At 63.4% G+C, this 20,288-nt stretch carries 22 protein-coding genes; 15 read left to right on the forward strand and 7 right to left on the reverse strand.

All coding sequences use genetic code 11. The annotated features are described in order from the left end of the window. Positions 1-41 precede the first annotated feature (41 nt). From GTP90_RS23755 to GTP90_RS23765, 3 genes are all read left to right on the forward strand, one after another. On the forward strand, positions 42-344 hold the full coding sequence (locus GTP90_RS23755; RefSeq protein ID WP_161085859.1) for a hypothetical protein: 303 nt from the start codon (positions 42-44) through the stop codon (positions 342-344). Between the two features lie 68 nt (positions 345-412). After that, positions 413-667, forward strand: a complete 255-nt coding sequence (locus GTP90_RS23760) for a hypothetical protein (RefSeq protein ID WP_161085860.1) — start codon at positions 413-415, stop codon at positions 665-667. Positions 668-712: 45 nt separating this feature from the next. After that, on the forward strand, positions 713-1,399 hold the full coding sequence (locus GTP90_RS23765; RefSeq protein WP_161085861.1) for a hypothetical protein: 687 nt from the start codon (positions 713-715) through the stop codon (positions 1,397-1,399). A 119-nt stretch (positions 1,400-1,518) separates the two neighbouring features. Here GTP90_RS23765 and GTP90_RS23770 read toward each other — a convergent pair whose 3' ends face one another. The 7 genes from GTP90_RS23770 to GTP90_RS23800 all read right to left on the reverse strand — a co-directional run bounded on the left by GTP90_RS23770 (position 1,519) and on the right by GTP90_RS23800 (position 6,814). Further along, complete coding sequence (locus GTP90_RS23770; RefSeq protein ID WP_161085862.1) at positions 1,519-2,277, reverse strand: immunity 52 family protein; 759 nt, start codon at positions 2,275-2,277, stop codon at positions 1,519-1,521. Further along, the gene (locus GTP90_RS23775; protein WP_161085863.1) at positions 2,274-2,867 is read right to left on the reverse strand and encodes a Tox-REase-5 domain-containing protein; all 594 of its coding nucleotides are present in this window, start codon (positions 2,865-2,867) and stop codon (positions 2,274-2,276) included. The genes GTP90_RS23770 and GTP90_RS23775 overlap by 4 nt, the downstream gene beginning before the upstream one ends. Then, on the reverse strand, positions 2,867-3,214 hold the full coding sequence (locus GTP90_RS23780; RefSeq protein WP_161085864.1) for a hypothetical protein: 348 nt from the start codon (positions 3,212-3,214) through the stop codon (positions 2,867-2,869). The genes GTP90_RS23775 and GTP90_RS23780 overlap by 1 nt, the downstream gene beginning before the upstream one ends. Continuing rightward, positions 3,201-3,710 carry a DUF4123 domain-containing protein gene (locus tag GTP90_RS23785; protein WP_175048206.1) on the reverse strand — a complete coding sequence of 170 codons (510 nt, stop codon included), beginning with the start codon at positions 3,708-3,710 and terminating at the stop codon, positions 3,201-3,203. Before GTP90_RS23785 ends, GTP90_RS23780 begins: the two co-directional genes overlap by 14 nt. Then, entirely contained in the window at positions 3,707-4,123 is a 417-nt protein-coding gene (locus tag GTP90_RS23790; RefSeq protein WP_161085865.1) for a PAAR domain-containing protein, read from the reverse strand. Before GTP90_RS23790 ends, GTP90_RS23785 begins: the two co-directional genes overlap by 4 nt. A 287-nt stretch (positions 4,124-4,410) precedes the next feature. Continuing rightward, a complete protein-coding gene (locus GTP90_RS23795) occupies positions 4,411-5,109 on the reverse strand; it encodes a dienelactone hydrolase family protein (RefSeq protein WP_161085866.1) in 699 nt (232 codons plus the stop codon). A gap of 76 nt (positions 5,110-5,185) precedes the next feature. After that, a complete protein-coding gene (locus GTP90_RS23800; protein ID WP_161085867.1) occupies positions 5,186-6,814 on the reverse strand; it encodes a M28 family peptidase in 1,629 nt (542 codons plus the stop codon). Positions 6,815-6,888: 74 nt separating this feature from the next. Here GTP90_RS23800 and GTP90_RS23805 point away from each other — a divergent pair, with 74 nt between their 5' ends. The 12 genes from GTP90_RS23805 to GTP90_RS23860 all read left to right on the forward strand — a co-directional run bounded on the left by GTP90_RS23805 (position 6,889) and on the right by GTP90_RS23860 (position 20,137). Continuing rightward, positions 6,889-7,695 carry an SDR family oxidoreductase gene (locus tag GTP90_RS23805; RefSeq protein WP_161085868.1) on the forward strand — a complete coding sequence of 269 codons (807 nt, stop codon included), beginning with the start codon at positions 6,889-6,891 and terminating at the stop codon, positions 7,693-7,695. A gap of 135 nt (positions 7,696-7,830) precedes the next feature. Further along, entirely contained in the window at positions 7,831-8,127 is a 297-nt protein-coding gene (locus GTP90_RS23810; RefSeq protein ID WP_161085869.1) for a hypothetical protein, read from the forward strand. Between the two features lie 40 nt (positions 8,128-8,167). After that, positions 8,168-8,416 carry a hypothetical protein gene (locus GTP90_RS23815; RefSeq protein ID WP_161085870.1) on the forward strand — a complete coding sequence of 83 codons (249 nt, stop codon included), beginning with the start codon at positions 8,168-8,170 and terminating at the stop codon, positions 8,414-8,416. Positions 8,417-8,641: 225 nt separating this feature from the next. Then, positions 8,642-8,938 carry a hypothetical protein gene (locus GTP90_RS23820; RefSeq protein ID WP_161085871.1) on the forward strand — a complete coding sequence of 99 codons (297 nt, stop codon included), beginning with the start codon at positions 8,642-8,644 and terminating at the stop codon, positions 8,936-8,938. A gap of 40 nt (positions 8,939-8,978) precedes the next feature. After that, positions 8,979-9,227: a hypothetical protein gene (locus GTP90_RS23825; protein ID WP_161085872.1), complete on the forward strand. Its 249-nt coding sequence runs from the start codon at positions 8,979-8,981 to the stop codon at positions 9,225-9,227. Between the two features lie 226 nt (positions 9,228-9,453). Then, on the forward strand, positions 9,454-11,694 hold the full coding sequence (locus GTP90_RS23830; protein ID WP_161085873.1) for a DEAD/DEAH box helicase: 2,241 nt from the start codon (positions 9,454-9,456) through the stop codon (positions 11,692-11,694). Between the two features lie 255 nt (positions 11,695-11,949). Further along, positions 11,950-13,788, forward strand: coding sequence for a TnsB C-terminal domain-containing protein (locus tag GTP90_RS23835; protein WP_161085874.1), 1,839 nt, complete (start codon positions 11,950-11,952; stop codon positions 13,786-13,788). A gap of 313 nt (positions 13,789-14,101) precedes the next feature. Beyond that, the gene (locus GTP90_RS23840; protein ID WP_161085875.1) at positions 14,102-15,709 is read left to right on the forward strand and encodes a flavin monoamine oxidase family protein; all 1,608 of its coding nucleotides are present in this window, start codon (positions 14,102-14,104) and stop codon (positions 15,707-15,709) included. Next, positions 15,706-16,119 (forward strand): c-type cytochrome, encoded by a 414-nt coding sequence (locus tag GTP90_RS23845; protein WP_161085876.1) that lies wholly within the window; start codon positions 15,706-15,708, stop codon positions 16,117-16,119. The genes GTP90_RS23840 and GTP90_RS23845 overlap by 4 nt, the downstream gene beginning before the upstream one ends. Positions 16,120-16,130: 11 nt before the next feature. Beyond that, positions 16,131-16,646, forward strand: a complete 516-nt coding sequence (locus tag GTP90_RS23850) for a RidA family protein (RefSeq protein WP_161085877.1) — start codon at positions 16,131-16,133, stop codon at positions 16,644-16,646. Between the two features lie 46 nt (positions 16,647-16,692). Then, complete coding sequence (locus tag GTP90_RS23855; RefSeq protein ID WP_161085878.1) at positions 16,693-19,158, forward strand: TonB-dependent receptor plug domain-containing protein; 2,466 nt, start codon at positions 16,693-16,695, stop codon at positions 19,156-19,158. Positions 19,159-19,303: 145 nt separating this feature from the next. Next, positions 19,304-20,137 (forward strand): alpha/beta hydrolase, encoded by an 834-nt coding sequence (locus GTP90_RS23860; protein ID WP_254452018.1) that lies wholly within the window; start codon positions 19,304-19,306, stop codon positions 20,135-20,137. The last annotated feature ends 151 nt before the right edge of the window (positions 20,138-20,288 follow it).

Consider the following 20,288-nt stretch of genomic DNA (forward strand, 5'->3'; position numbering starts at 1 on the left):
AGTGTCAGTGTAGCTTCCATTAGAAAAGAGAAAAAATAGCTATGAGTACAGAAGTATATGAGAACGCCCAACTAAACATTTTGATTAGCAATGTGGTAGCGACGGACGAAGAATTGGTGGCGTTTCGCGCTGGACTGCTGAAGGAATTTAGCACGATTCAGGACCTCAAAATTGAGGTGGACCACATGTCCAAGCAGGGCCCGCATTATGCGGTTCGCTTCAATATCCCTGGGCCACTGTATTTCGATGACAAACGCTTGATGGACGTCCTATATGCCATTCCGCTTGGGCGTTGGAGTATCGATTACAAGGCTGGTCCGAAAGGCGAGACGGCCATTCTGTAATCTAGGGAAAGCCGTTGTCGGCTAGCACCGGACAATCGCTTTTAAACATCGAAAACAGGAGAAATTCAGTGAATAAATATCAACGCGGCTCCCTAGTAAGTTTTACCATCGATGACAAAAAAATCACTTTGGAATGTAATATGCCAAAAGAGCCGACCCCAGAAGATATCGCGATTCTAATTAGAAATCACGCTGAGCCTGGGACATATAAAATTCCCGATGTGGTACGTCCATCCACTAAATTTGAGGCCGCAAATGCATTTTTGTCAGTTAATAGGATTGAGAATATTGTTATTTCTCCACTGAACGAAGAAGACAACTGATGGTAAGCAGCGAGCGAATTGAAATTACTGGCGCAAGGATAAAAAATGAAATCGATGTTTTGGGCGATACTAGGGTTTGCATTGGCTGGATGTACAACTGTTACTGTAGTCGAGGGAAATAAAGTTGAGGAAGCAGTTGGTAATTCCCCCCAATTTAACGTTAAATCGTCAGTACCCGTCGGTGAAGTATTGTTCTCTCAGTTTCGCTACTGGCGTAAAACCGGGTATGTTTTACGCGACTCTGCAAACATTTCAATAGGCGGAGGCCAAGTTCAAGTAAGTTCTGGTGACTTTCTGGTGAAGTCGATTGTGGAGGGGCAGCCCGCTTACTGCACAGAAAAGCCTGCCTTTAAGATGATAATTGGCGGAAAAACAGCATGTTTCACCGACCTTGAAAACAAGGGGTTACTAAAACAAGTAAAAGTAGCATCTGATGTAATGTGGTGGTCCTCAGACTTGGCTAACCCGCTGGCGTACGCTTCCTCTGAAATTGTCGTGCCGCGACAGGACGCTATGAAAAGAGAACTTATTTATCAAGGAATCAGTAAAGGCGTGCTGCGTCTGACTTATCGGGAATATTTTAATGATATGGCGCGTCCCGCATTTTTCCAAGATGTCACCTATGATGTATCGATCTTCCCCACCGAGATAACGTTCAAGTCAGTACGCTTACGGATTCTGGATGCTGGAAATAAAGGTATTGAATATCAGGCATTATCAGGATTTCAATAGCAGGTCGTGGATAAGAAGCTGAATCTCGAGAATGGGGGCGGCGATGGTGAGAATGCTCAATTTTGTGTCGGAACAGCACGCATTGTCACTGTCCCGACCGACTGTCCGCATCACCTAATTTAAAGATCCGTGTATCGTGGCAGCAAGTCCTGGTCGACCAGGCGGATTTCGATGGCATTGGCAATCTTGACGTGTTCTGGATTCAGATCCGAAAACGGTGTGTCGGTGACGCTGACGATGATGGTGCCAATTTGGCGGTCTTTGCCCTGCTCGTCCTTGCCCGTTACAGGCACCAGCGCCCGAGCCTCGGGCACCTGCTGGATCGTCAATAGCCGGGGCAGGTAGAGCATCCAGCCAACACCAGGGCGATCGGGAAATACAGCGTCGTACTGCCCAGGACTTATGGAGCAATAGAGCGGCTTGTAGAGTTGCGCCGATTCAGTGAGCATTTTCACTCCCTGAGTGAAATCTCCCAACCTAAATCCGTCGGGCTCGGAGTCCATGCCAATAGTCAGACTGGACGACACACCGTCTTGTCTGTTAAAGAGACAAGAGATCGAGGCGCCCGTTGTCTGCTCCTCCTCGCCGTTCCACAGCGAGAAACTTTGTGCAGCTGTGTTTTCTTTGTTCTCTTCTTGGATAATCGCGAGCGCGGCGGTAGTAGGTCCTTTATCATCAAAAGCATGATACGTATAGGACGAATCTCTCTCTCCGGTGGACAGGAACCATCGGTCCGGTTGAAGTAGCGGGTCGAGCGATGCTGTCCCTTGAAGTAATTTAAAGATGTAGTCCATCTGAAATTTAACGGATGGACTTCCGATCGCATCGTCATGAAATCGAATTTCCAGATCGTGGCTGATGTAGGGTCTTTTCTTCATGGTCTGTATAGAACTTCGATCTGAGGGGTTGCCCGGGATAAGATTTTAGACATGTAGCGGTATGAGGTCGGTTCCATGAAATACCATTGCAGCTGGATTGGTGGTTTGGGAACGGCAGCGTTGTTCTGTTTCACCGCCTCGTCAAGCATTCCCATGAAAATTTTGTCTTGGAAGCGATACTTAAAGCCTCCCCATTCATCGAAGAACTGGTCATAGCGCGCCTTGGCCTCCATGAGCAAACACTCTGCAGATCTGAATCCGTCGAATTTTGTACCTCCGAAATCCCATTCGGTGAGGAAACCTGGAGGAGCCGGCGGCATCTGGGTTATTCGTATCTGGTAGGCGATTGAGGTTTCCGGCCAACCCGCAGTGTTTCGCAGGTAGGGCTTGCCTTCGTCTGCTGTGCAGTTCTTGCATTTTTCCTTGGTCCGTACGTCCGCGCGCGCGATCGGTGCGGCCTTGGCCTCGTCGGCTTCCTTTTGGCGCTTGCGCGCAGCCTCGCCAGCGGCTCCGGCCACCGCGCCAACACCCAGCGCGACGAGCACCCGCGCAACTGCGGCTTCAATCGCGGTAAATGCAATAGCTACCATCAGCGTCCTCCTTCGAGTTTCTTGTTCAGCACCACAAGCATGTCATCGAGCCGTTGTTCTGGCGTGGCACCGGACTTGCGCAGGTAGGCATTGACTGCCGGATCGTCGTGTATGCCTGGCGCATCGGCCGCCAAATACAGCAGACGCACGATATGCGGCGTTGACGTGAAACCGGCGCGGGCCGCGTAATCCAGTGCTGCCTGCATGCGGTTCTGCACCGCGTCGCGGCCAGGTTGATCCAGCATGTCGGGCCGGCGAGCCAAGAACTGATCGCATAAGGCCACCACGAATTGATACGCGTCGCGCTCCTGGAGCTGATCCCATTGCGCTTGACTAAGCTTGAGCATGGTGTCTCCCTATCCAGACCCGCTGCCCTTTATGCAGCAGATGCCATTCGTGAATGTGGGCGAAGAACGTTTCACGCTGGACCGGTTCCAGCACCTCGGCCAAGCTGACCAGCACACGCGGGTCCCAGAAGCGCAGCAGCGCAGAGCGCCCGTCCGGCAGTTCGGTGTCGAGATTGAGCTGCAGCAGTTGCGCCAGGCCTTCCAGAGTTTGCGGGGCGATCAACCAGCTGACTGCGGGAGCGGCATGTTCCAGCATCGCCAGCGCCTCCACGAACTCGGCGCCAATTTGTTCAGCATCGATCAACCACGGCCCGGCATGGGCCAGGGCAGCATCTTGCGTGCCTGCGAACAATGAGCGGAAACCCGCTCTCGTCACGCATGGCTCGCCGAAATGCGCGCGGTACTGGGCGCCTTCCACCAGCGCATACAAGCGCAACGGACTTATGCTCTGCTGCAATTGCTCGAGCCGCGTCACCACGTCGGGCGGCGCGCTCAATCGCGCACCACGGTCGCGCTGCCGGTGGCGGCCGCCTTGAGCAGGCAGTCCAGGCAGATACCCGATCCCGTGCTTGACGCGATCTGCGATGCCGCCGCCAGGGCGTCGGCCTTTTCCGCAGCGGCCGGATCGCCGATCGACGACTCATCGGACCAGGTCGTGGTGATCTGGCTGGAAATCAATTTCGCTCCGCATGCGGTCGAGTCCATGTGGCGCGCATAGCCGTTGCCTCCACCGTCCACCAGGTCGCCGGGCCCAGACGTGATCGGGAAAGTCCCCTTGCACTTGGGGCAAACGGTCATGTCGCCCACGCGTGCAACGCTCTTGCCGTGGATATTGAAGGTAAGGTCCGCACTGATCACAGTTCCGCCGTGACTGGTCTTGTCGCCCATGACGATGAGGGGTCTGTTCAAAGGATGCTCCGGAATTGGATACTGCGACTCGGTTAATTGCTTTTATAGCATACTTTAATAATTGTCATGGGCGCACGGTTGAAATGTACGGGACTGGTGCGTGAGACAAAGTGCGCTCATGGACATGGCCTGAAAAAAACAAGCCAGTTCTTGGGCTTGTCCATGGACATAGCCAGCTTGTTCTATCAGCTCATGTTACGGGCCGAATTGGAATGTCCATGGCGACAGAACTCGCGGTTATCAGCAATAGTATTGGTCCTCCGGGAAGGCCAGCGTCAGGCGCGCCATTACAGCTGCTCGCCGACGAACAGCAGCGTGTTGCCGTGCGCCTGGGCGGCCGCGCGCTGGTGGTAGGACGAGCGGTGGTTGCAGTTGAAGCCGTGCTCCGCGCCCGGATAGACGTGGATCTCGACCTGCTCGTTGTCGCCGAAGCGTTCGGCGATGCTTTGCACCGCGGCCGGCGGGATGTGGCTGTCGGCGCCGCCGAAGTGCATCAGCACCGGCACCGTGATCTCGCCGGCGCGGTCCAGCGCGTTCTGGATGCCGCCGCCGTAGTAGCACACCGCCGCGTCCACCAGGCCGTTGGCGGCCGTGTGGTAGGACAGCTTGCCGCCGTAGCAGAAACCGATCGAAGCGATCTTGTCGCCCACGCCGTCCAGCGCGCGCAGCGCCTTGACGGTGGCGGCGATGTCCGATTGCGCCAGCGCGAAGTCGTTGGCGTTCATCAGTTCGACGGCGCGCTTCCAGCCGGCGTCGTCGTAGCCCAGCTCGATGCGCGCGCCGTGGCGCCAGAACAGGTCCGGCGCGATCACCACGTAGCCGTCGGCCGCGTACTGGTCGGCGACGTTGCGGATGTGCTGGTTGACGCCGAAGATCTCCTGCAGCAGCACGATGCCCGGCCCCTTGCCGCCGCGCGGCAGCGAGACGTAGGCGCCGAAGCTGCCGTCGGCGGTGGCGATGTCGATCCAGTGGCTGTTGGTTTCCATGATGTTCCTTGTGCTGTGATTCGGTGAGCGGCCATCCTACCCTGTTTTACGCGGCGGCGCAGCGCGGCCGTGCGGCCTAGCGCTTGACCTTGCCGAAGGCGTCGCCGGCCTTCCAGCTTTGCATGGCCGGCGCGTTGCCGACCGCGTAGCCCAGGTTGAGCGTGAACTGCGCCTGCTGCACCATGCCCGACAAGTCCCAGTCGGCGTGGTATTCGTCGGTGACCTGGTGGTAGTCCTTCTTGAACGCGACCAGGCGCGCGGCCGATGCCGCCGGGTCCTTGACGAACTCGAAGTGGCCGTCGCCGGAGAACACCGCCGAGCCGACGTTAAACGCCGGCACGCCGGCCTTGGCGAAGTTGAAGTGGTCGGCGCGGAAGTAGGCGCCGGACAGGTCGGGGATGGCCGGCGCCAGCTTCAGGCCCATCTTGCGGGCGACATCGGCGGCGGCATCATACAGGCTGCTGCGCTCGGCGCCGGCGACGCCGATGTCGCGCGTGAGGCCGACGAAGTTCATGCTGTCCAGATTGAGGTCGGCGGTGGTTTGCGCCAGCGGCCAGGCCGGGTTGCGCACATAAGCCGCGCTGCCCAGCAGGCCCTGTTCCTCGGCGGCCGGCCACAGGAAGACCTGGGTGCGTTTGGCCGGATGCTTGACCGCTTCGGCCGCCATCGCCAGCAGGGCGGCGGCGCCCGAGGCGTTGTCGATGGCGCCGTTCCAGGTGTGGTCGCCGCGGTCGTCGCGGCGCACGCCTTCGTCCATGCCCAGGTGGTCCCAGTGGGCCGAGTAGACCACCGCCTGCGCTTTCAGCTTGGCGTCGCTGCCCGGCACGATGCCGGCCACGTTGAACTGTTCGATCTGGCGGATCGCGCTGTGCACCTCGGCGTGCACGCTGGTCTTCAGGTCGACCGGACGGAAGGCGCGGGTCTCGGCCTGGGCGCGCAGCGCGTCGAGGTCGAAGCCGGCGGCCTTGAACAGGGTGCGCGCGGTGTCTTCCTGCAGCCAGCCTTCGACCGGATTGCCGGCGCCGGCCAGGTGGAAGCGCTCATGACTGAAACCGTTGGCCGGCACGCTCCACGGATAGGAGGCGGACGGCGTGGTGTGGATCAGCAGCACCCCGGCCGCGCCCTGGCGCACCGCTTCCTCGTATTTGTACAGCCAGCGGCCATAGTAGGTGTAGGCCTTGCCGGCGAAGCGGTTCGGCTCCTCGGCGGTGGGCTGTGGATCGTTGACCATCATGACCAGCAGCTTGCCCTTCATGTCGACGCCCTTGTAGTCGTCCCACTTTTCTTCCGGCGCGATGGCGCCGTAGCCGACGAACACCAGCGGCGCATCGATGGTCAGGTCGGCCTTGCCGGCGGCGGTGCCGAACACGATTTCGCTGCCGTTGCTGGGCGTGATGCTCTTGCCGTTGGCGTCGAAGCGCACGAAGCTGCGCTCCAGCAGCTTGGTGCCCTCGATCTTGACCGGCATGCGGTAGCCGCCGCCGGCCAGCGGCTTGAGGCCGATGACTGCGGCTTGCGTCTCCAGATAACGCACCGCCAGGTCGCCGCCGCGCTGGCCCGTGCCGCGGCCTTCGAACAGGTCGTCGGCCAGGAAGGACAGGTGGGCGCGCAGCGGCGCCTCCGTCAGCAACGGCGCCTGCTGGGCGGCGGCGTGGAGGGAGGCCAGACCGAGTCCGGCGGCGATGGCGAGTACTGGAAGACGCATTTTTACTCCGTAATGTGTGAATCTTGGGCAGAAGCGGGCTATCTTACTGTACTTGCCAAAATAAGGGATAGCCTATGAAAGTCATCATCATCACCGGGAGTTCGGACGGCATCGGCGCCGAGATGGCGCGCCAGCTGGCGCGCAGCCATGGCGGCGGCGTGGCGCTGGTGCTGGCGGCGCGCAACGCGGCGGCACTGGAACAGGTGGCCGCCGATTGCGTGGCATCCGGCGCGCAGACGCTGGTGGTGCCGACCGACGTATCGGTGCAGGCGCAGTGCACGGCATTGGTGGCGGCCTGCGTGGCGCGCTTCGGCCGCGTCGATGCGCTGGTCAACAACGCCGGCCGCTCGGCGCACGCGCTGTTCGAGGAGGTGGCCGACCTGGCCTGGTATGAGGAACTCATGAAGATCAACCTGTGGGGCAGCGTGTGGTGCACGCATGCGGCGCTGCCATATTTGAAACAGTCGCGCGGCAGCATCGTCGCGGTGTCGTCGCTGGCGGGGCTGGTCGGGGTGCCGGGGCGCACGGCCTATGGCGCCACCAAGTTCGCCATGAGCGGCTTCTTCGAGGCCCTGCGCGCGGAATTGAAGGCGGCCGGCGTGAGCGTGACGATCGCCTATCCGGGTGTGGTGGCGACACAGATCCGCTACCGCGGCTTCAACGCGGCCGGCGGGGCGCTGGGCAGCAGCGGCCTGAAAGAGGACAAGGCGATGCCGGTGGAGGAGTGCGCGCGGCTGATCGTCGACGGCATGCTGGCGCGCCGCCGCGAGGTGGTGATGTCGGCCAAGGGCAAGCTGGGACGCTGGATGAAGCTGATCGCGCCCGGCCTGGTGGAGCGCATGGCGCTGGCCGCGTTGAAGGACGAGGTGAAACCGCATTGAAGGGCGAGTTGTAAGCGAATGTAAGAGTCGGTAAGAGGTTGTAATGAGCGTCAACTGAACGATGGTCTGCGCCGTTTTTTGCTCATGCGACACGGGATAGTCCCGATGCCGAAACCCAGAAAAAGGAACTACATCATGACCAAAATTATCGCTTCCCTGATCGCCGGCCTGTTCGCAACCGCAGCATTCGCACAAGCGCCAGTCGCCGCCACCACCGCTCCAGCCGCCAAGCCGGCCGTGGTGAAAACCGAAGCGAAAGCCGAAGTGAAAGCGCCTGAAGTCAAAACCGCCGATGTCAAAACCGAAGCCAAGGCCGAAGTGAAGACCGCGAAGACCAAGACGCATCACAAGGCCAAGGCAGCCAAAGAATCCAAGGATGCAGCGCCAGTCGCCGCTGCGAAAGCAGACACCAAAGTAGCGGAAGTCAAGTAATTCAATAAACGATATAAATCAATTTAAAGGAAATCACATCATGAAAAAAGTAATCGCCACCCTGATCGCCACCCTGTTCGCAGGCGCCGCATTCGCCCAGGCTCCAGCCGCTTCGGCACCAGCCGCCGCCCCTGCCGCATCGACCCCGGCTCCAGCCGCATCGGCGCCAGCATCGAGCGCACCGGCCAAGAAAGTGCATCACAAGAAGGCCAAGGCCACCAAGGCCGCCAGCGCACCGGCAGCTTCGACCCCGGCGCCGGCAGCATCGGCTCCAGCAGCCAGCAAGTAATCCGCCGTATCGCGGAACGCAGCGAGGCTTCGGCCGGAATGCCGCCCAGTTCACACTGGGCGGCATTTTTCATTTGTGCGCGGCGTGTTTGCGGCCAGTTGTAAGCGAGTGTAAGAGTCGGTAAGAGGTTGTAATGAGCGTCAACTGAACGATGGTCTGCGCCGTTTTTTGCTCATGCGACACGGGATAGTCCCGATGCCGAAACCCAGAAAAAGGAAATACATCATGACCAAAATTATCGCTTCCCTGATCGCCGGCCTGTTCGCAACCGCAGCATTCGCACAAGCGCCAGTCGCCGCCACCACCGCTCCAGCCGCCAAGCCAGCCGTGGTGAAAACCGAAGCGAAAGCCGAAGTGAAAGCGCCTGAAGTCAAAACCGCCGATGTCAAAACCGAAGCCAAGGCCGAAGTGAAGACCGCGAAGACCAAGACGCATCACAAGGCCAAGGCAGCCAAAGAATCCAAGGACGCAGCGCCAGTCGCCGCTGCGAAAGCAGACACCAAAGTAGCGGCAGCCAAGTAATTCAATAAACGATATAAATCAATTTAAAGGAAATCACATCATGAAAAAAGTAATCGCCACCCTGATCGCCACCCTGTTCGCAGGTGCCGCATTCGCCCAGGCTCCAGCCGCTTCGGCACCAGCCGCCGCCCCTGCCGCATCGACCCCGGCTCCAGCCGCGTCGGCGCCAGCATCGAGCGCACCGGCCAAGAAAGTGCATCACAAGAAGCACAAGACCACCAAAGCCGCCAGCGCACCGGCAGCTTCGACCCCGGCGCCGGCAGCATCGGCTCCAGCAGCCAGCAAGTAATCCGCATCCGCTAGTGCAGGACGTGCCGCCCCGGACCTCTGGCCTGGGCGGCGCAAGAAAGAAGACAGGCTCCGGCCTGTCTTCTTTTTTTGGGCGGCGAACGTCGCGCTTTTGCTGATAAATGGCCGTTTTTGTCCAAAAACCGGCCCGAAGCGTCGATAGAGAGTAAACTACGCACAAATTTCTTTCGCAATTAGGCGATTCGAACATACTTGTGAGTGACGCCATGTCTGAAACCCCAACCTCCCCCATCACCCTTTTTTCCGATCTGAACCTCAGCGCGCCGTTGATCAAGGCCCTGAAGGAAGTCGGCTACGAGTCGCCGTCGCCGATCCAGGCCGCGACCATCCCGCTGCTGCTCGATAACCTGGACGTCCTGGGCCAGGCGCAGACCGGGACGGGGAAAACCGCCGCCTTCGCGCTGCCCATCCTGTCGCGCATCGATATCAAACAGACCACGCCGCAGGCTCTGGTGCTGGCGCCAACGCGCGAACTGGCGATCCAGGTCGCCGAGGCCTTCCAGACCTACGCCGGCCATATCCCCGGCTTCCACGTGCTGCCGATCTACGGCGGCCAAAGCTACGGCCCGCAGCTGTCGGCATTGCGCCGCGGCGTGCACGTCGTGGTCGGCACGCCGGGCCGCGTCATCGATCACCTGGACAAGGGTTCGCTCGACCTGTCCAAACTGAAAACGCTGGTGCTGGACGAAGCCGACGAAATGCTGCGCATGGGCTTCATCGACGACGTCGAACGCATCCTGCAGGAGACCCCGGACTCGCGCCAGACCGCGCTGTTCTCGGCCACCATGCCGTCGGCCATCCGCCGCATCGCCAACACCTATCTGCGCAGCCCGAAGGAAATCACCGTCGCCGCCAAGACCGGCACCAATGAAAACATCCGCCAGCGCTACTGGCTGGTGTCCGGCATGCACAAGCTCGACGCGCTGACCCGCATCCTGGAAGCCGAGAACTTCGACGGCATGATCATTTTCTCGCGCACCAAGCTCGGTACCGAGGAACTGGCGCAGAAGCTGCAGGCGCGCGGCTTCTCGGCCGCCGCCATCAACGGCGACATCCAGCAGGCGCAGCGCGAGCGCACCATCCAGCAGCTCAAGGACGGCAAGATCGACATCCTGGTGGCGACCGACGTCGCCGCGCGCGGCCTGGACGTGGAGCGCATCAGCCACGTGGTCAACTACGACGTGCCGCACGATCCGGAAAGCTACACCCACCGCATCGGCCGCACCGGCCGCGCGGGCCGCAGCGGCGAGGCGATCCTGTTCATCACCCCGCGCGAAAAGAACCTGCTCAAATCGATCGAGCGCGCCACCCGCCAGCCGATCGGCATGCTGGAGCTGCCGACCATCCAGGCCGTCAACGACGTCCGCATCGCCAAGTTCAAGTCGCAGATCAGCGAGACGCTGGCCCAGGGCGAGCTGGAACAGTTCCAGTCGCTGATCGAGGACTTCGAACGCGAACAGAATATCCCTGCGATCGAGATCGCCGCCGCGCTGGCCAAGATGGCGCGCGGCGACGTGCCGCTGCTGCTGGATAAAAAGCAGCAGGTGGCCGCCGCGACCTGGGACGAGCGCCCGGGCCGACAAGTGGGCTTCGAGCGTAACGACCGCAATGACCGTGGCGACCGGGGCGACCGCTTCGAGCGCGGCGACCGCGCCGAACGCAGCGAGCGTTTCCCGAAAAAGGAACGCATCGTGCGCGCCGCCGATCCCGGCATGCAGACCTTCCGCATCGAAGTGGGCTACCAGCACGGCGTCAAGCCGGGCAACATCGTCGGCGCCATCGCCAACGAGGGCGGCATCGACTCCAAGAACATCGGCCGCATCGAGATCTACGACGACTACAGCGTGCTCGATATGCCGGACAGCCTGACCGCCGACGTGCTCGAACACCTGGCCGGCATCAAGGTGGGCGGCCAGCAGCTGCGCATCAGCCGCGATAACGGCGATGCCGCGCCGTCGGCTGCACCGGCGGCCCGTCCGGTACCGGCCCGCGCGCCAGCTGCCGCCAAGGCCGCGCCGTTGGCCGCTCCGGCCGCATCGCCGCTGGCCAAGGCCGCGCGCGTGGAATCGGCCGAGGTGGAAGCCGAAGCCGCGCCGAAGAAGAAAAAGGAAAAGCCCGGCAAGGTCACGCTGCCGATGAGCGCTTTCCGCATCGAGGTGGGCAGCAGCCATGCGGCCACGCCGTCCAACATCGTCGGCGCCATCGCCAACGAGGCGGGGCTGGAAGCCAAGCATATCGGCCGCATCGAGATCTTCGACACGTACAGCATGCTGGAGCTGCCGGACGGGATGCCGCCGGACCTGTTCAAGCACCTGGGCAAAGTGTGGGTCGGCGGCGCGCAGCTGAAGATCAGCCACGCCGACCGCATGCCGCCGGAGTCCGGCAAATCGACGCCGCCTAAAAAGCCGGCGCCGGGCGCCAAGGACAAGTTCAAGAAAAAGTACTGATCGCGTACTGATCGAGGACTGAGCACGCAAACCACAGGGCCGCAAGGCCCTGTTTTCATTTGGGCCGCCTGCACGCGCACGGTGCGCCCCGGCCGCCGCCATGCACCACAAGCACGCCTGGCGCGCGCGCCGGCCGGCCTCTTTCATAGGAGAGCGCCGACTGGCCCGTTTATTGCATTGGATTAAGGGAATCCGACCAGTCGTTGAGTAAGGAGCACGGAATGACCGCATTGTTTCTACACTCCCGAGGCGCCGATGCTGCTGCGGAATGACCTGCTGCAGTACACGCATCCCACGCAGCGCACCTTGCGGGTGCTGTGGATCGCACCCGAGCAAAGCCACGCCTACGTGTTCGACGTGGCGGCGCGTTCGGCCGACGTCGAACTGGTCGCGCTGCCGCTGCTGCAGGCCGACCTGCGCGCCGGCCGCGCGCGCCTGCTGGCGGCCGATCCCTACCTGATGGTGGTCAGCCAGGAGCTGCTGCCGCCCAAGCACCTGCAGCTGCGCGAGCGCGCGTGGCGGATCGTCGAGGCGCTGGTGGCGCAGGAGCCGGGCATCTACGAAGCGCGCCTGCGCGGCCAGCTGGTGGCGCAGGCCACCGTCGACCATGGCGTCTCCCATCCGACCATCTACCGCTACCTGCGCCGCTACTGGCAGCGCGGGCAGACACCCAACGCGCTGCTGCCCGACTACTGCAACTCCGGTGGGCGAGGCAAGGTGCGCCAGGCTTCGGCCGGCGTCAAGCGCGGCCGCCCGCGCAAGAACGACGCCGGCGATGGTCCCGGCATGAACGCCGACGAGGAGATCCGCCGCACCTTCCGCGTCGCCATCGCGCGCTACGCGGCGGGCCACGCCAAGTTCTCGCGGCTGGGCGCCTACCAGCAGATGCTGGCCGACTTCTTCAGCGGGCGCCGCATCGACGCCGGCAGCGGCCGTGTGCTGGCCGCGCAGGACGCGCCGGCGGCGCTGCCGACCTTCGGCCAGTTCAACTACTGGCTCGACCACGACGACGACCGCCCGCCGGAAGTGGTGCGCCGCAGCGCCGCCACCACCGCGCGCGGACTGCCATCGCCGGACCCGTACCCGCCTGGCGCCGACGGCGATTGGCAGCCGCCGGCCGATGGCCGTCCCGGCGCCTGCTTCCACCTGGACGTGGTGCGCACCGAAGTGCAGCTGGTCTCGCGCGCCGACCGCCAGCAGACCATCGGCCGCCCGCTGGTGTACGTGGCGATCGACGCTTTCAGTCACATGGTGGCCGGGGTCTACATCGGCATGGGCGCCGCCAGCTGGCAGCACGCCATGCTGGCGCTGGCCCACTGCGGCGCCGACAAGCAGCGCTACAGCCAACAGTTCGGCCGCCGCATCGAGGCCGTGCAGTGGCCCAGCCGCCACCTGCCCGACACGCTGTCCACGCACGCCGCCCTGGGCGGCGGCACCCAGCGCGACACGCTGCTCAACAACTTCAACCTGCGCTGCGTCGCCGCCAACGACGGCCCGGACGACTGGCGCGCCGTGCTGGCCAAGCGTTTCCAGCTGCTGGCACCGGATGCCGCCGGCGCCCCGTGCCGGCTGGACGGCGTGCTCGATCTGGACCAGTTCACCCGCATCGTCATCGACTGCGTCCTGTACCACAACAATAGCGCGCCGCTGGCGCGCGCCGGCCATGCCACGCCGCGCGCGTTGTGGGAGTGGGGCGTGGCCCATCGCGGCGGCAGCCTCAAGACCTATCCCGAACAGCTGCTGCGCTGTAGCCTGATGCCGGCCGCGCAAGCCACCGTCACCGCCGACGGCATCGAGCTGTCCGGCGTCGCCTACACCTGCGCGCGCGCCATCAACGAGCGCTGGTTCGAGCGTGCGCGCTCGCGCGGGCAGTGGCATGTGCGGGTGGTCTACGATCCGGCCGACATGGATATGATTTATTTGTTGGACCCGAACGCGCCGATGCAATTCCACGCCTGCCACATGGCCGACGGCGGCGGCATGCCGCGCCACCTGGCCGCGGTGGAAATCGCGGCGTTGCCTCGCCCGGTTCCCGCCATCCCCGCAGCACCCCTACGTAGCACTACGCACGCCATCGCCAGCTTCGCCAATTGAAACGCCCACGGCGCTGTCCAGCGCCGTGCATGCCCCTTCCTTCCATTCCGGTGCGCGCCTCTCGCTGGTGCGGCGCGCCGCTTCCGCATCCGCTTCGCAGGTGCCACCGGCGCAAATAAAGTCTGTCGCCGCCGGCGCCTTTTCATGCCTCCGGCGTGCCGGCCATGGGGCTGTGAAAGGACATTGTTTTATGCCGTTCCGCCTTATTCCATAAGGATCGCTTCGGCGGTGAAGCATGTTTATTTTGTCCCGAACAGTGGCACGACGATTGCTAGATAGGAGCTATGGAATCGCAAGTCACGAAAGGACATCGATGAATAGCAAAACCGTAAAATCGTTTAAATCGTTTAGTTCATTTACTCGAAGGGACTTCCTGTACCGCGCGGCAGCGGTCGGCGGCACCGGCCTGCTGCTCAACACCATGAACGCGTGGGGCATGGGCATGGATTCGACGGCCTCCGCGCCGCCGGCGCTGAGCGGCAGCGGCAAGGGAAAGAAGGTGCTGATACTGGGCGCCGGCCTGGCCGGCATGACCGCGGCCTACGAGCTGGGAAAGCTGGGCTACCACTGCCAGATCCTGGAAGCGCGCACCTTTGCCGGCGGTCGCTGCCAGACCGCGCGCAAAGGCTTCAGCCTGACCGAGCTCGGAGGCGAGAAGCAGACCTGCGATTTCGACGACGGCCAGTACATCAACCATGGCCCATGGCGCATCCCGTTGCACCATCAATCGACGCTGCACTACACGCGCTTGTTCGAGGTGCCGCTGGAGGTCATGGTCAACGATAACGACCACGCCTTCGTCTACTCGGAAAACGCCGGTCCCTACGCCGGCAAGCGCATGCGCGTCGCCGAGATCAAGGCCGACATGCGCGGCCACGTCTCCGAGCTCTTGGCCAAGTCGGTCAAGAACAAGCAGCTGGACCAGGAGCTCACCGCCGACGACCAGCGCCTGCTGCTGGACTACCTGGCGCACGAAGGCCAACTGGCCGGCGCCGACCTGCAATACAAGGGCCGCAGCGGCCGTGGCTTCACCGTCAATCCCGGCGCCGGCCTGTCGCCCGGACCGGGCACGCCGTCCGATCCGCTGGGCTTCAAGGACCTGCTGGCGTCCAAGCTGGGCAACGTCTACAGCGCGGTGCAGGACTTCCCGATGCAGAACACCATGTTCCAGCCGGTGGGCGGCATGGACGCCATCGCCAAGGCGTTCGAAAAGCGCGTCGGCAAGAACATCCGCTACCGCGCCGAAGTGCAGACCATCCGCCAGAACGACAAGGGCGTCACCGTCACCTACAAGGACACCGGCAGCGGCAAGGTCGCCAGCATCGGCGCCGACTACTGCCTGGTGGCGATGCCGCTGTCGGTGCTGCGCCAGATCGACACCGACTTCTCGGACAAGTTCAAGAGGGCCGTCGCCACGGTGGCCTACGCGCCGGTCGGCAAGATCGGCCTGCAGATGAAGCGCCGCTTCTGGGAGGAGGACGAGCACCTGTACGGCGGCCATATCCTCACCGACCTCAAAGGCATCAACACCATCTCGATGCCGTCCTACGGCTGGCAGAAGAAGAAGGGCGTGCTGCTCGGGTATTACCAGTACCAGACGGCCGCCATCGAGACCAGCGCTCTGTCGCCGAAGGAGCGCGCCGCGTTCGCGCTGGAGGCGGGGCAGAAGATCTTCCCGCAGTACACCGAGAACTTCGAGACCGCGTTCTCGGTCGCCTGGCACCGCGTGCAGTACAACCTTGGCGGCTGGGCCGAGTGGACCGAGAAGACCCGCGCCGCCGCCTACCCGATCCTGCTGGAGGGCGAGGGCCGCGTGCTGCTGGCCGGCGAGCACCTGAGCTACCTGACCGGCTGGCAGGCCGGCGCCATCGAATCGGCGTGGCAGCAGATCGCCAAGATCCATGAAAGGGCCAGCGCATGAAGGAAGCGTTGATCAAGGCGGCGATGGTGGTGGTCGCGCTGCTGGCGGCCGGCGCCAGCTCGCCGTCGCGCGCGCAGCAGATGGATGGCAAGGCGCTGTTCCTGAAGAACTGCGCGGCCTGTCACCAGCCCACCGGCAAGGGCATACCGGGCGCCTTCCCGGCGCTGGCGGGGAACAAGTTCGTGCAAGGGAAGGGTACCGACGTCGCCTCGGTGCTGCTCAAGGGGCGCGGCGGCATGCCGGACTTCAGCGACAGCTTGAGCGACGCGGAAATCGCCACCGTGCTCAGTTTCGTGCGCAGCAGCTGGGGCAACCAGGGCGCGCCGCTCAGCGAGTCCGAGGTGCTGGCGCTGCGCGACGTGCTGCAAGTCGACCATTTTAGTAACGGCCAGATGTCCAACAAACATTGAAGGAAAAACGCATGAAGAAATCGCTCGCCACCCTGTTGATCCCGGCCGCGCTGGCGCTGTTGCCCGCCGCCGCAGGCGCCGCACCGAAAGCAGTAGCCGCCGACATCGTCCGCCACAAGATCCCCGGATCGGACTTCCCGATCGCGCTGGCCGTCACCGTGCCGTCCACCGCCACCATCCACTTCGTCAGCGGCCAGGTGCCCGCCATCGTCGATTCCAGCGCCGCGCCGGATTCGCTGGCCGCCTTCGGCGACACCAGGACCCAGTCCGAGTCGGTGCTCAAGAAGATCAAGGAAGTCCTGGAGGGCATGAAGCTCGACATGAGCGACGTGGTCAAGATGACCGTCTACCTGGTCGGCGATCCGGCCAAGGGCGGCAAGGCCGACACCAAGGGCTTCATGGAGGCCTACACCCAGCACTTCGGCGGCGCGCAGACCAAGCTGCCGGCGCGCGCCGTGGTGCAGGTCGCGGCCCTGAGCAATCCGGGCTGGCTGGTGGAAATCGAAGTCGTCGCCGCAAAAAAATAATTACGCAGTAGGTCTTACTTTCTTTTTCATTCAATGGGGATTCATTATGCATAAGGCCATACTCAAAACCGGCGTCGCCGCCGTGCTGTCCACCCTGGCGCTGGGCTCCTCCTACGCCGCCGCAGCAGGCGCCGACGACAATGCGGCCGCCACGCCGGCCGCCGACGCCTCGGGCGAAGCCCCCGTCAGCGCGGTGATCGTCACCGGCACGCGGTCGAGCGGCATCAAGGTGGAGAACAGCGCCTCGCCGATCCAGGTGCTGGATTCGGCCTCGCTGCAGCGCACCGGCCAGCCGGACCTGATCCAGGCGCTGGCGCAGAACCTGCCGTCGTTCACCGCGCAAGCCTTCGGCGGCGACACCGCCAACCTGACGCTGTCGGCCCGCCTGCGCGGCCTGAGTCCCAACAACACGCTGGTGCTGATCAACGGCAAACGCCGCCACGGCACCGCCAACCTGGCCGTGCTGGGCGGGCCATACCAGGGCGGCGCCGCGGCTGACCTGAACTACATCCCGGTCGCCGCGATCGACCACATCGAAGTGCTGCAGGACGGCGCGGCCGCCCAATACGGCTCCGACGCCATCGCCGGCGTGATCAACATCATCCTCAAGTCGAACAACCATGGCGGCACCGCCAGCGCCACCGGCGGCGGTTACTCCGACGGCGGCGGGCGCACCGGCGACGGCGCCGCCAACATCGGCGTCGAACCGTTCAAGGACGCCTATCTGAGCCTGACCGCCGAATCCAAGTACCACGGCTACAGCGACCGTGGCGGCATCGACCCGCGCGTGGTCGACCCCGAAAACATGAAGAACTGGACCGGCATGTTCCAGCAGCCCGGCTACCCGCACGTCAACCACATCTCGGGCGACGCGCAATACCACCTGAATGTATTGGCGGCCAACTTCGGCTACGACTTCGCGCCGGACAGCCAGCTGTACGCCATCGCCACCTGGGGCCACAAGGAGGCGCGCGCCTACGAGAACTACCGCCTGCCGAGCAAACTGCCGAAGGTCTATCCGACCGGCTTCTCGCCGAAGGAAACCATGAAGCAGGACGACTACGCGCTCACCGCCGGCGTCAAGGGCGTGGTGGCCGGCTGGAACATGGACCTGAGCTCCACCTACGGCAAGGACACCAGCAAGATCGGCGTGGCCGATTCGGGCAACGTCTCGCTGTTCACCGACACCGGCAGCACGCCGACCGTGTTCCACGCCGGCGCCTTCATCGCCAGCCAGCTCACCACCAGCCTGGAGGCGAGCCGCGAGTTCGCGGTCGGCTGGGCCAAGCCGCTGAACGTGGCGGCCGGCCTGGAACACCGCATCGACAAGTACGAGATCGAAGCGGGCGACGCCGCCTCGCGCTACAAGGAAGGCTCGCAGTCGTATCCCGGCTTCTCGCTGACCGACGCCGGCAGCCACCGCCGCACCAACGAGGCGGCCTACGTCGACCTGGCCGGCAACCCTGTCAACGACCTGACGCTGGACCTGGCCGGCCGCTACGAGCATTTCAGCGATTTCGGCAACGCCAAGGTCGGCAAGTTCACCGCCCGCTACGACATCTCGCCGAAGGTGGGCGTGCGCGGCACCTTCAGCAACGGCTTCCGCGCGCCGACCTTGGCCGAGGAATACTACTCTGCCACCAACGTCGGCCCGACCACCGCCTTCGTGCAGCTGGCGCCGAATTCGGCCGGGGCCAAGCTGGTGGGCGTGGACGGCTTGAAGCCCGAGCGCTCGACCAACTTCAGCCTGGGCCTGGTGCTCAATCCGGCCGCCAACCTGGCCATCACGCTGGACGCCTACCAGATCAAGATCCGCGACCGCATCGTCGGTTCCGGTGCGCTGTATGGCTCGGGCGGCGCGTCCAACTCGCCGGCGGTGGTGGCGGCGATCACGGCCAACGGCAATAATCTCGACAAGGTCAGCCAGACCGGCATCAACATCTTCTCCAACGCGGTCGACACGCGCAGCCGCGGGCTGGAGTTCGTCGCCACGCTCAACGAGAGCTACGGCACGGCGGGCAAGGTCGACTGGTCGGTGGCGGCCAACTACAACAAGGTCGAAGTCACCAAGATCAACCAGGCGCCGGCCCAGCTGCTGCCGCAGACGCTGCTGGACAAGACCGCGATCTCGGACCTGGAGACCGCGTCGCCGAAAGTGCGCATCAACCTGGGCGCGCTGTGGAAGATCGGCGCCTGGACCATCAACCTGCGTGAAGCGATCTACGGCAAATCGTCGGAGTACGGCAGCGAGGACGGCTCGGTGTACCACCTGACCGAAATCTCGGCCAAGGCGATCACCGACCTGGAGGTGGGCTACAAGATCAACTCCGCGTGGTCGGTGGCGGTGGGCGCCAACAACCTGTTCAACAAGTACCCGAACGGCGTGAATCCGGCGCTGCTGGCCGACCAGCGCGCGGCCAACGACAACGCCGCGGTGACGGTGCTGCCATCGTTCTCGCCGTTCGGCATCAACGGCGGCTACTACTACGCCCGCGCCAACTACAAGTTCTAAATCCGCCGGTCAACTTTGGGGTCAAGTCTGGCATTCGGACACGAGCTCCACCGTAGCATGCCGCTACGGTGGAGCTCGTGTCCGAATGCCAGACTTGACCCCAATTTGCGTGTAGCATGGCGGCATCGTCTTTTGGAGTACACGCATGTCCAACCCTATGACTTTGCAGGAATATATGGCGCTGGGCGGGCCGGCGCCTACGCTGCATGTTGCCTATGGCGCCGCGCCGTCGCAATTCGCGGAATTGTTTGTGCCGGCCGGCGATGGGCCGTTTCCGGTCGCGCTGATCGTGCATGGCGGCTGCTGGTGCAAGGAGTACGCCGGGATCTCGCAGATGCGCAATATCGCCGGCGATCTGCAACAGCAGGGCGTCGCGGTGTGGAATATCGAGTATCGCCGCTTCGATGAGGAGGGCGGCGGTTATCCCGGCATGTATCTGGATGTCGCCACGGCGGTCGATCTTCTGCGCTCGCTGGCGGTGGAGTGGCGGCTGGATTTGTCACGCGTGGTGCTGGTCGGGCATTCGGCCGGCGGGCATCTGGCGCAGTGGGCGGCTTCGCGCGCGCGGCTGCCGCGCAGCAGTCCGCTGTTTGTGGACGATCCGCTGCCGGTGGCCACCGTCATCAGCCTGGGCGGGCTGGCCGACCTGCGCAACGAGGAGCAGTTGATCAAGACCAGCTGCGAGCGCGATATCGTGCAGCTGGCCGGCCGCGCCAGCGCTGCGCGGTCGGATATTTTTTCCGATACGTCGCCCGTCGAGCTGCTGCCGTCCGGCGTGCGCACGGTGCTGATCCACGGCGAGTTCGATACCATCTCGCCGCTGCGCGCCGGCCAGGATTACGCCCGCCGCGCCCAGGCGGCCGGCGACCAGGCCGAGGTGATCGTGCTGCCGGGGGGCAGCCATTTCGACGAGGTGGCCGCCACGTCGCCGTCGTGGACCATCGTCTCGGCGCAGATCCGCAAGGCGCTCGGTTTGTAGGGCCGCCGCCCGGCGCGCCGCTCCGGCGCCCCGGTGTATGCTGTCGCCATGGATTCCCTGATCGCCGCGTCCGCGCGCGCGCTCGCCGCCGGCGACGCGCTCGGCGCCCTCAAACGTGTCGCCCTGCGCGACGATCCGCCGGCGCTGGAGA

Origin of the sequence: Duganella vulcania, assembly GCF_009857655.1 — a bacterium.
In the GTDB taxonomy this organism is placed as follows: Bacteria; Pseudomonadota; Gammaproteobacteria; order Burkholderiales; family Burkholderiaceae_D; genus Rugamonas; species Rugamonas vulcania.

What these genes read in the sequence shown, in the direction of transcription:
- GTP90_RS23770 (WP_161085862.1), bottom strand. Translation starts at nt 2,277, where the DNA reads ATGAAGAAAAGACCCTACATCAGCCACGATCTGGAAATTCGATTTCAT.
- GTP90_RS23755 (WP_161085859.1), top strand. Translation starts at nt 42, where the DNA reads ATGAGTACAGAAGTATATGAGAACGCCCAACTAAACATTTTGATTAGC.
- GTP90_RS23850 (WP_161085877.1), top strand. Translation starts at nt 16,131, where the DNA reads ATGAAGAAATCGCTCGCCACCCTGTTGATCCCGGCCGCGCTGGCGCTG.
- GTP90_RS23825 (WP_161085872.1), top strand. Translation starts at nt 8,979, where the DNA reads ATGAAAAAAGTAATCGCCACCCTGATCGCCACCCTGTTCGCAGGTGCC.
- GTP90_RS23800 (WP_161085867.1), bottom strand. Translation starts at nt 6,814, where the DNA reads ATGCGTCTTCCAGTACTCGCCATCGCCGCCGGACTCGGTCTGGCCTCC.
- GTP90_RS23780 (WP_161085864.1), bottom strand. Translation starts at nt 3,214, where the DNA reads ATGCTCAAGCTTAGTCAAGCGCAATGGGATCAGCTCCAGGAGCGCGAC.
- GTP90_RS23775 (WP_161085863.1), bottom strand. Translation starts at nt 2,867, where the DNA reads ATGGTAGCTATTGCATTTACCGCGATTGAAGCCGCAGTTGCGCGGGTG.
- GTP90_RS23855 (WP_161085878.1), top strand. Translation starts at nt 16,693, where the DNA reads ATGCATAAGGCCATACTCAAAACCGGCGTCGCCGCCGTGCTGTCCACC.
- GTP90_RS23795 (WP_161085866.1), bottom strand. Translation starts at nt 5,109, where the DNA reads ATGGAAACCAACAGCCACTGGATCGACATCGCCACCGCCGACGGCAGC.
- GTP90_RS23765 (WP_161085861.1), top strand. Translation starts at nt 713, where the DNA reads ATGAAATCGATGTTTTGGGCGATACTAGGGTTTGCATTGGCTGGATGT.
- GTP90_RS23815 (WP_161085870.1), top strand. Translation starts at nt 8,168, where the DNA reads ATGAAAAAAGTAATCGCCACCCTGATCGCCACCCTGTTCGCAGGCGCC.
- GTP90_RS23810 (WP_161085869.1), top strand. Translation starts at nt 7,831, where the DNA reads ATGACCAAAATTATCGCTTCCCTGATCGCCGGCCTGTTCGCAACCGCA.
- GTP90_RS23845 (WP_161085876.1), top strand. Translation starts at nt 15,706, where the DNA reads ATGAAGGAAGCGTTGATCAAGGCGGCGATGGTGGTGGTCGCGCTGCTG.
- GTP90_RS23820 (WP_161085871.1), top strand. Translation starts at nt 8,642, where the DNA reads ATGACCAAAATTATCGCTTCCCTGATCGCCGGCCTGTTCGCAACCGCA.
- GTP90_RS23860 (WP_254452018.1), top strand. Translation starts at nt 19,304, where the DNA reads ATGTCCAACCCTATGACTTTGCAGGAATATATGGCGCTGGGCGGGCCG.
- GTP90_RS23830 (WP_161085873.1), top strand. Translation starts at nt 9,454, where the DNA reads ATGTCTGAAACCCCAACCTCCCCCATCACCCTTTTTTCCGATCTGAAC.
- GTP90_RS23805 (WP_161085868.1), top strand. Translation starts at nt 6,889, where the DNA reads ATGAAAGTCATCATCATCACCGGGAGTTCGGACGGCATCGGCGCCGAG.
- GTP90_RS23840 (WP_161085875.1), top strand. Translation starts at nt 14,102, where the DNA reads ATGAATAGCAAAACCGTAAAATCGTTTAAATCGTTTAGTTCATTTACT.
- GTP90_RS23835 (WP_161085874.1), top strand. Translation starts at nt 11,950, where the DNA reads ATGCTGCTGCGGAATGACCTGCTGCAGTACACGCATCCCACGCAGCGC.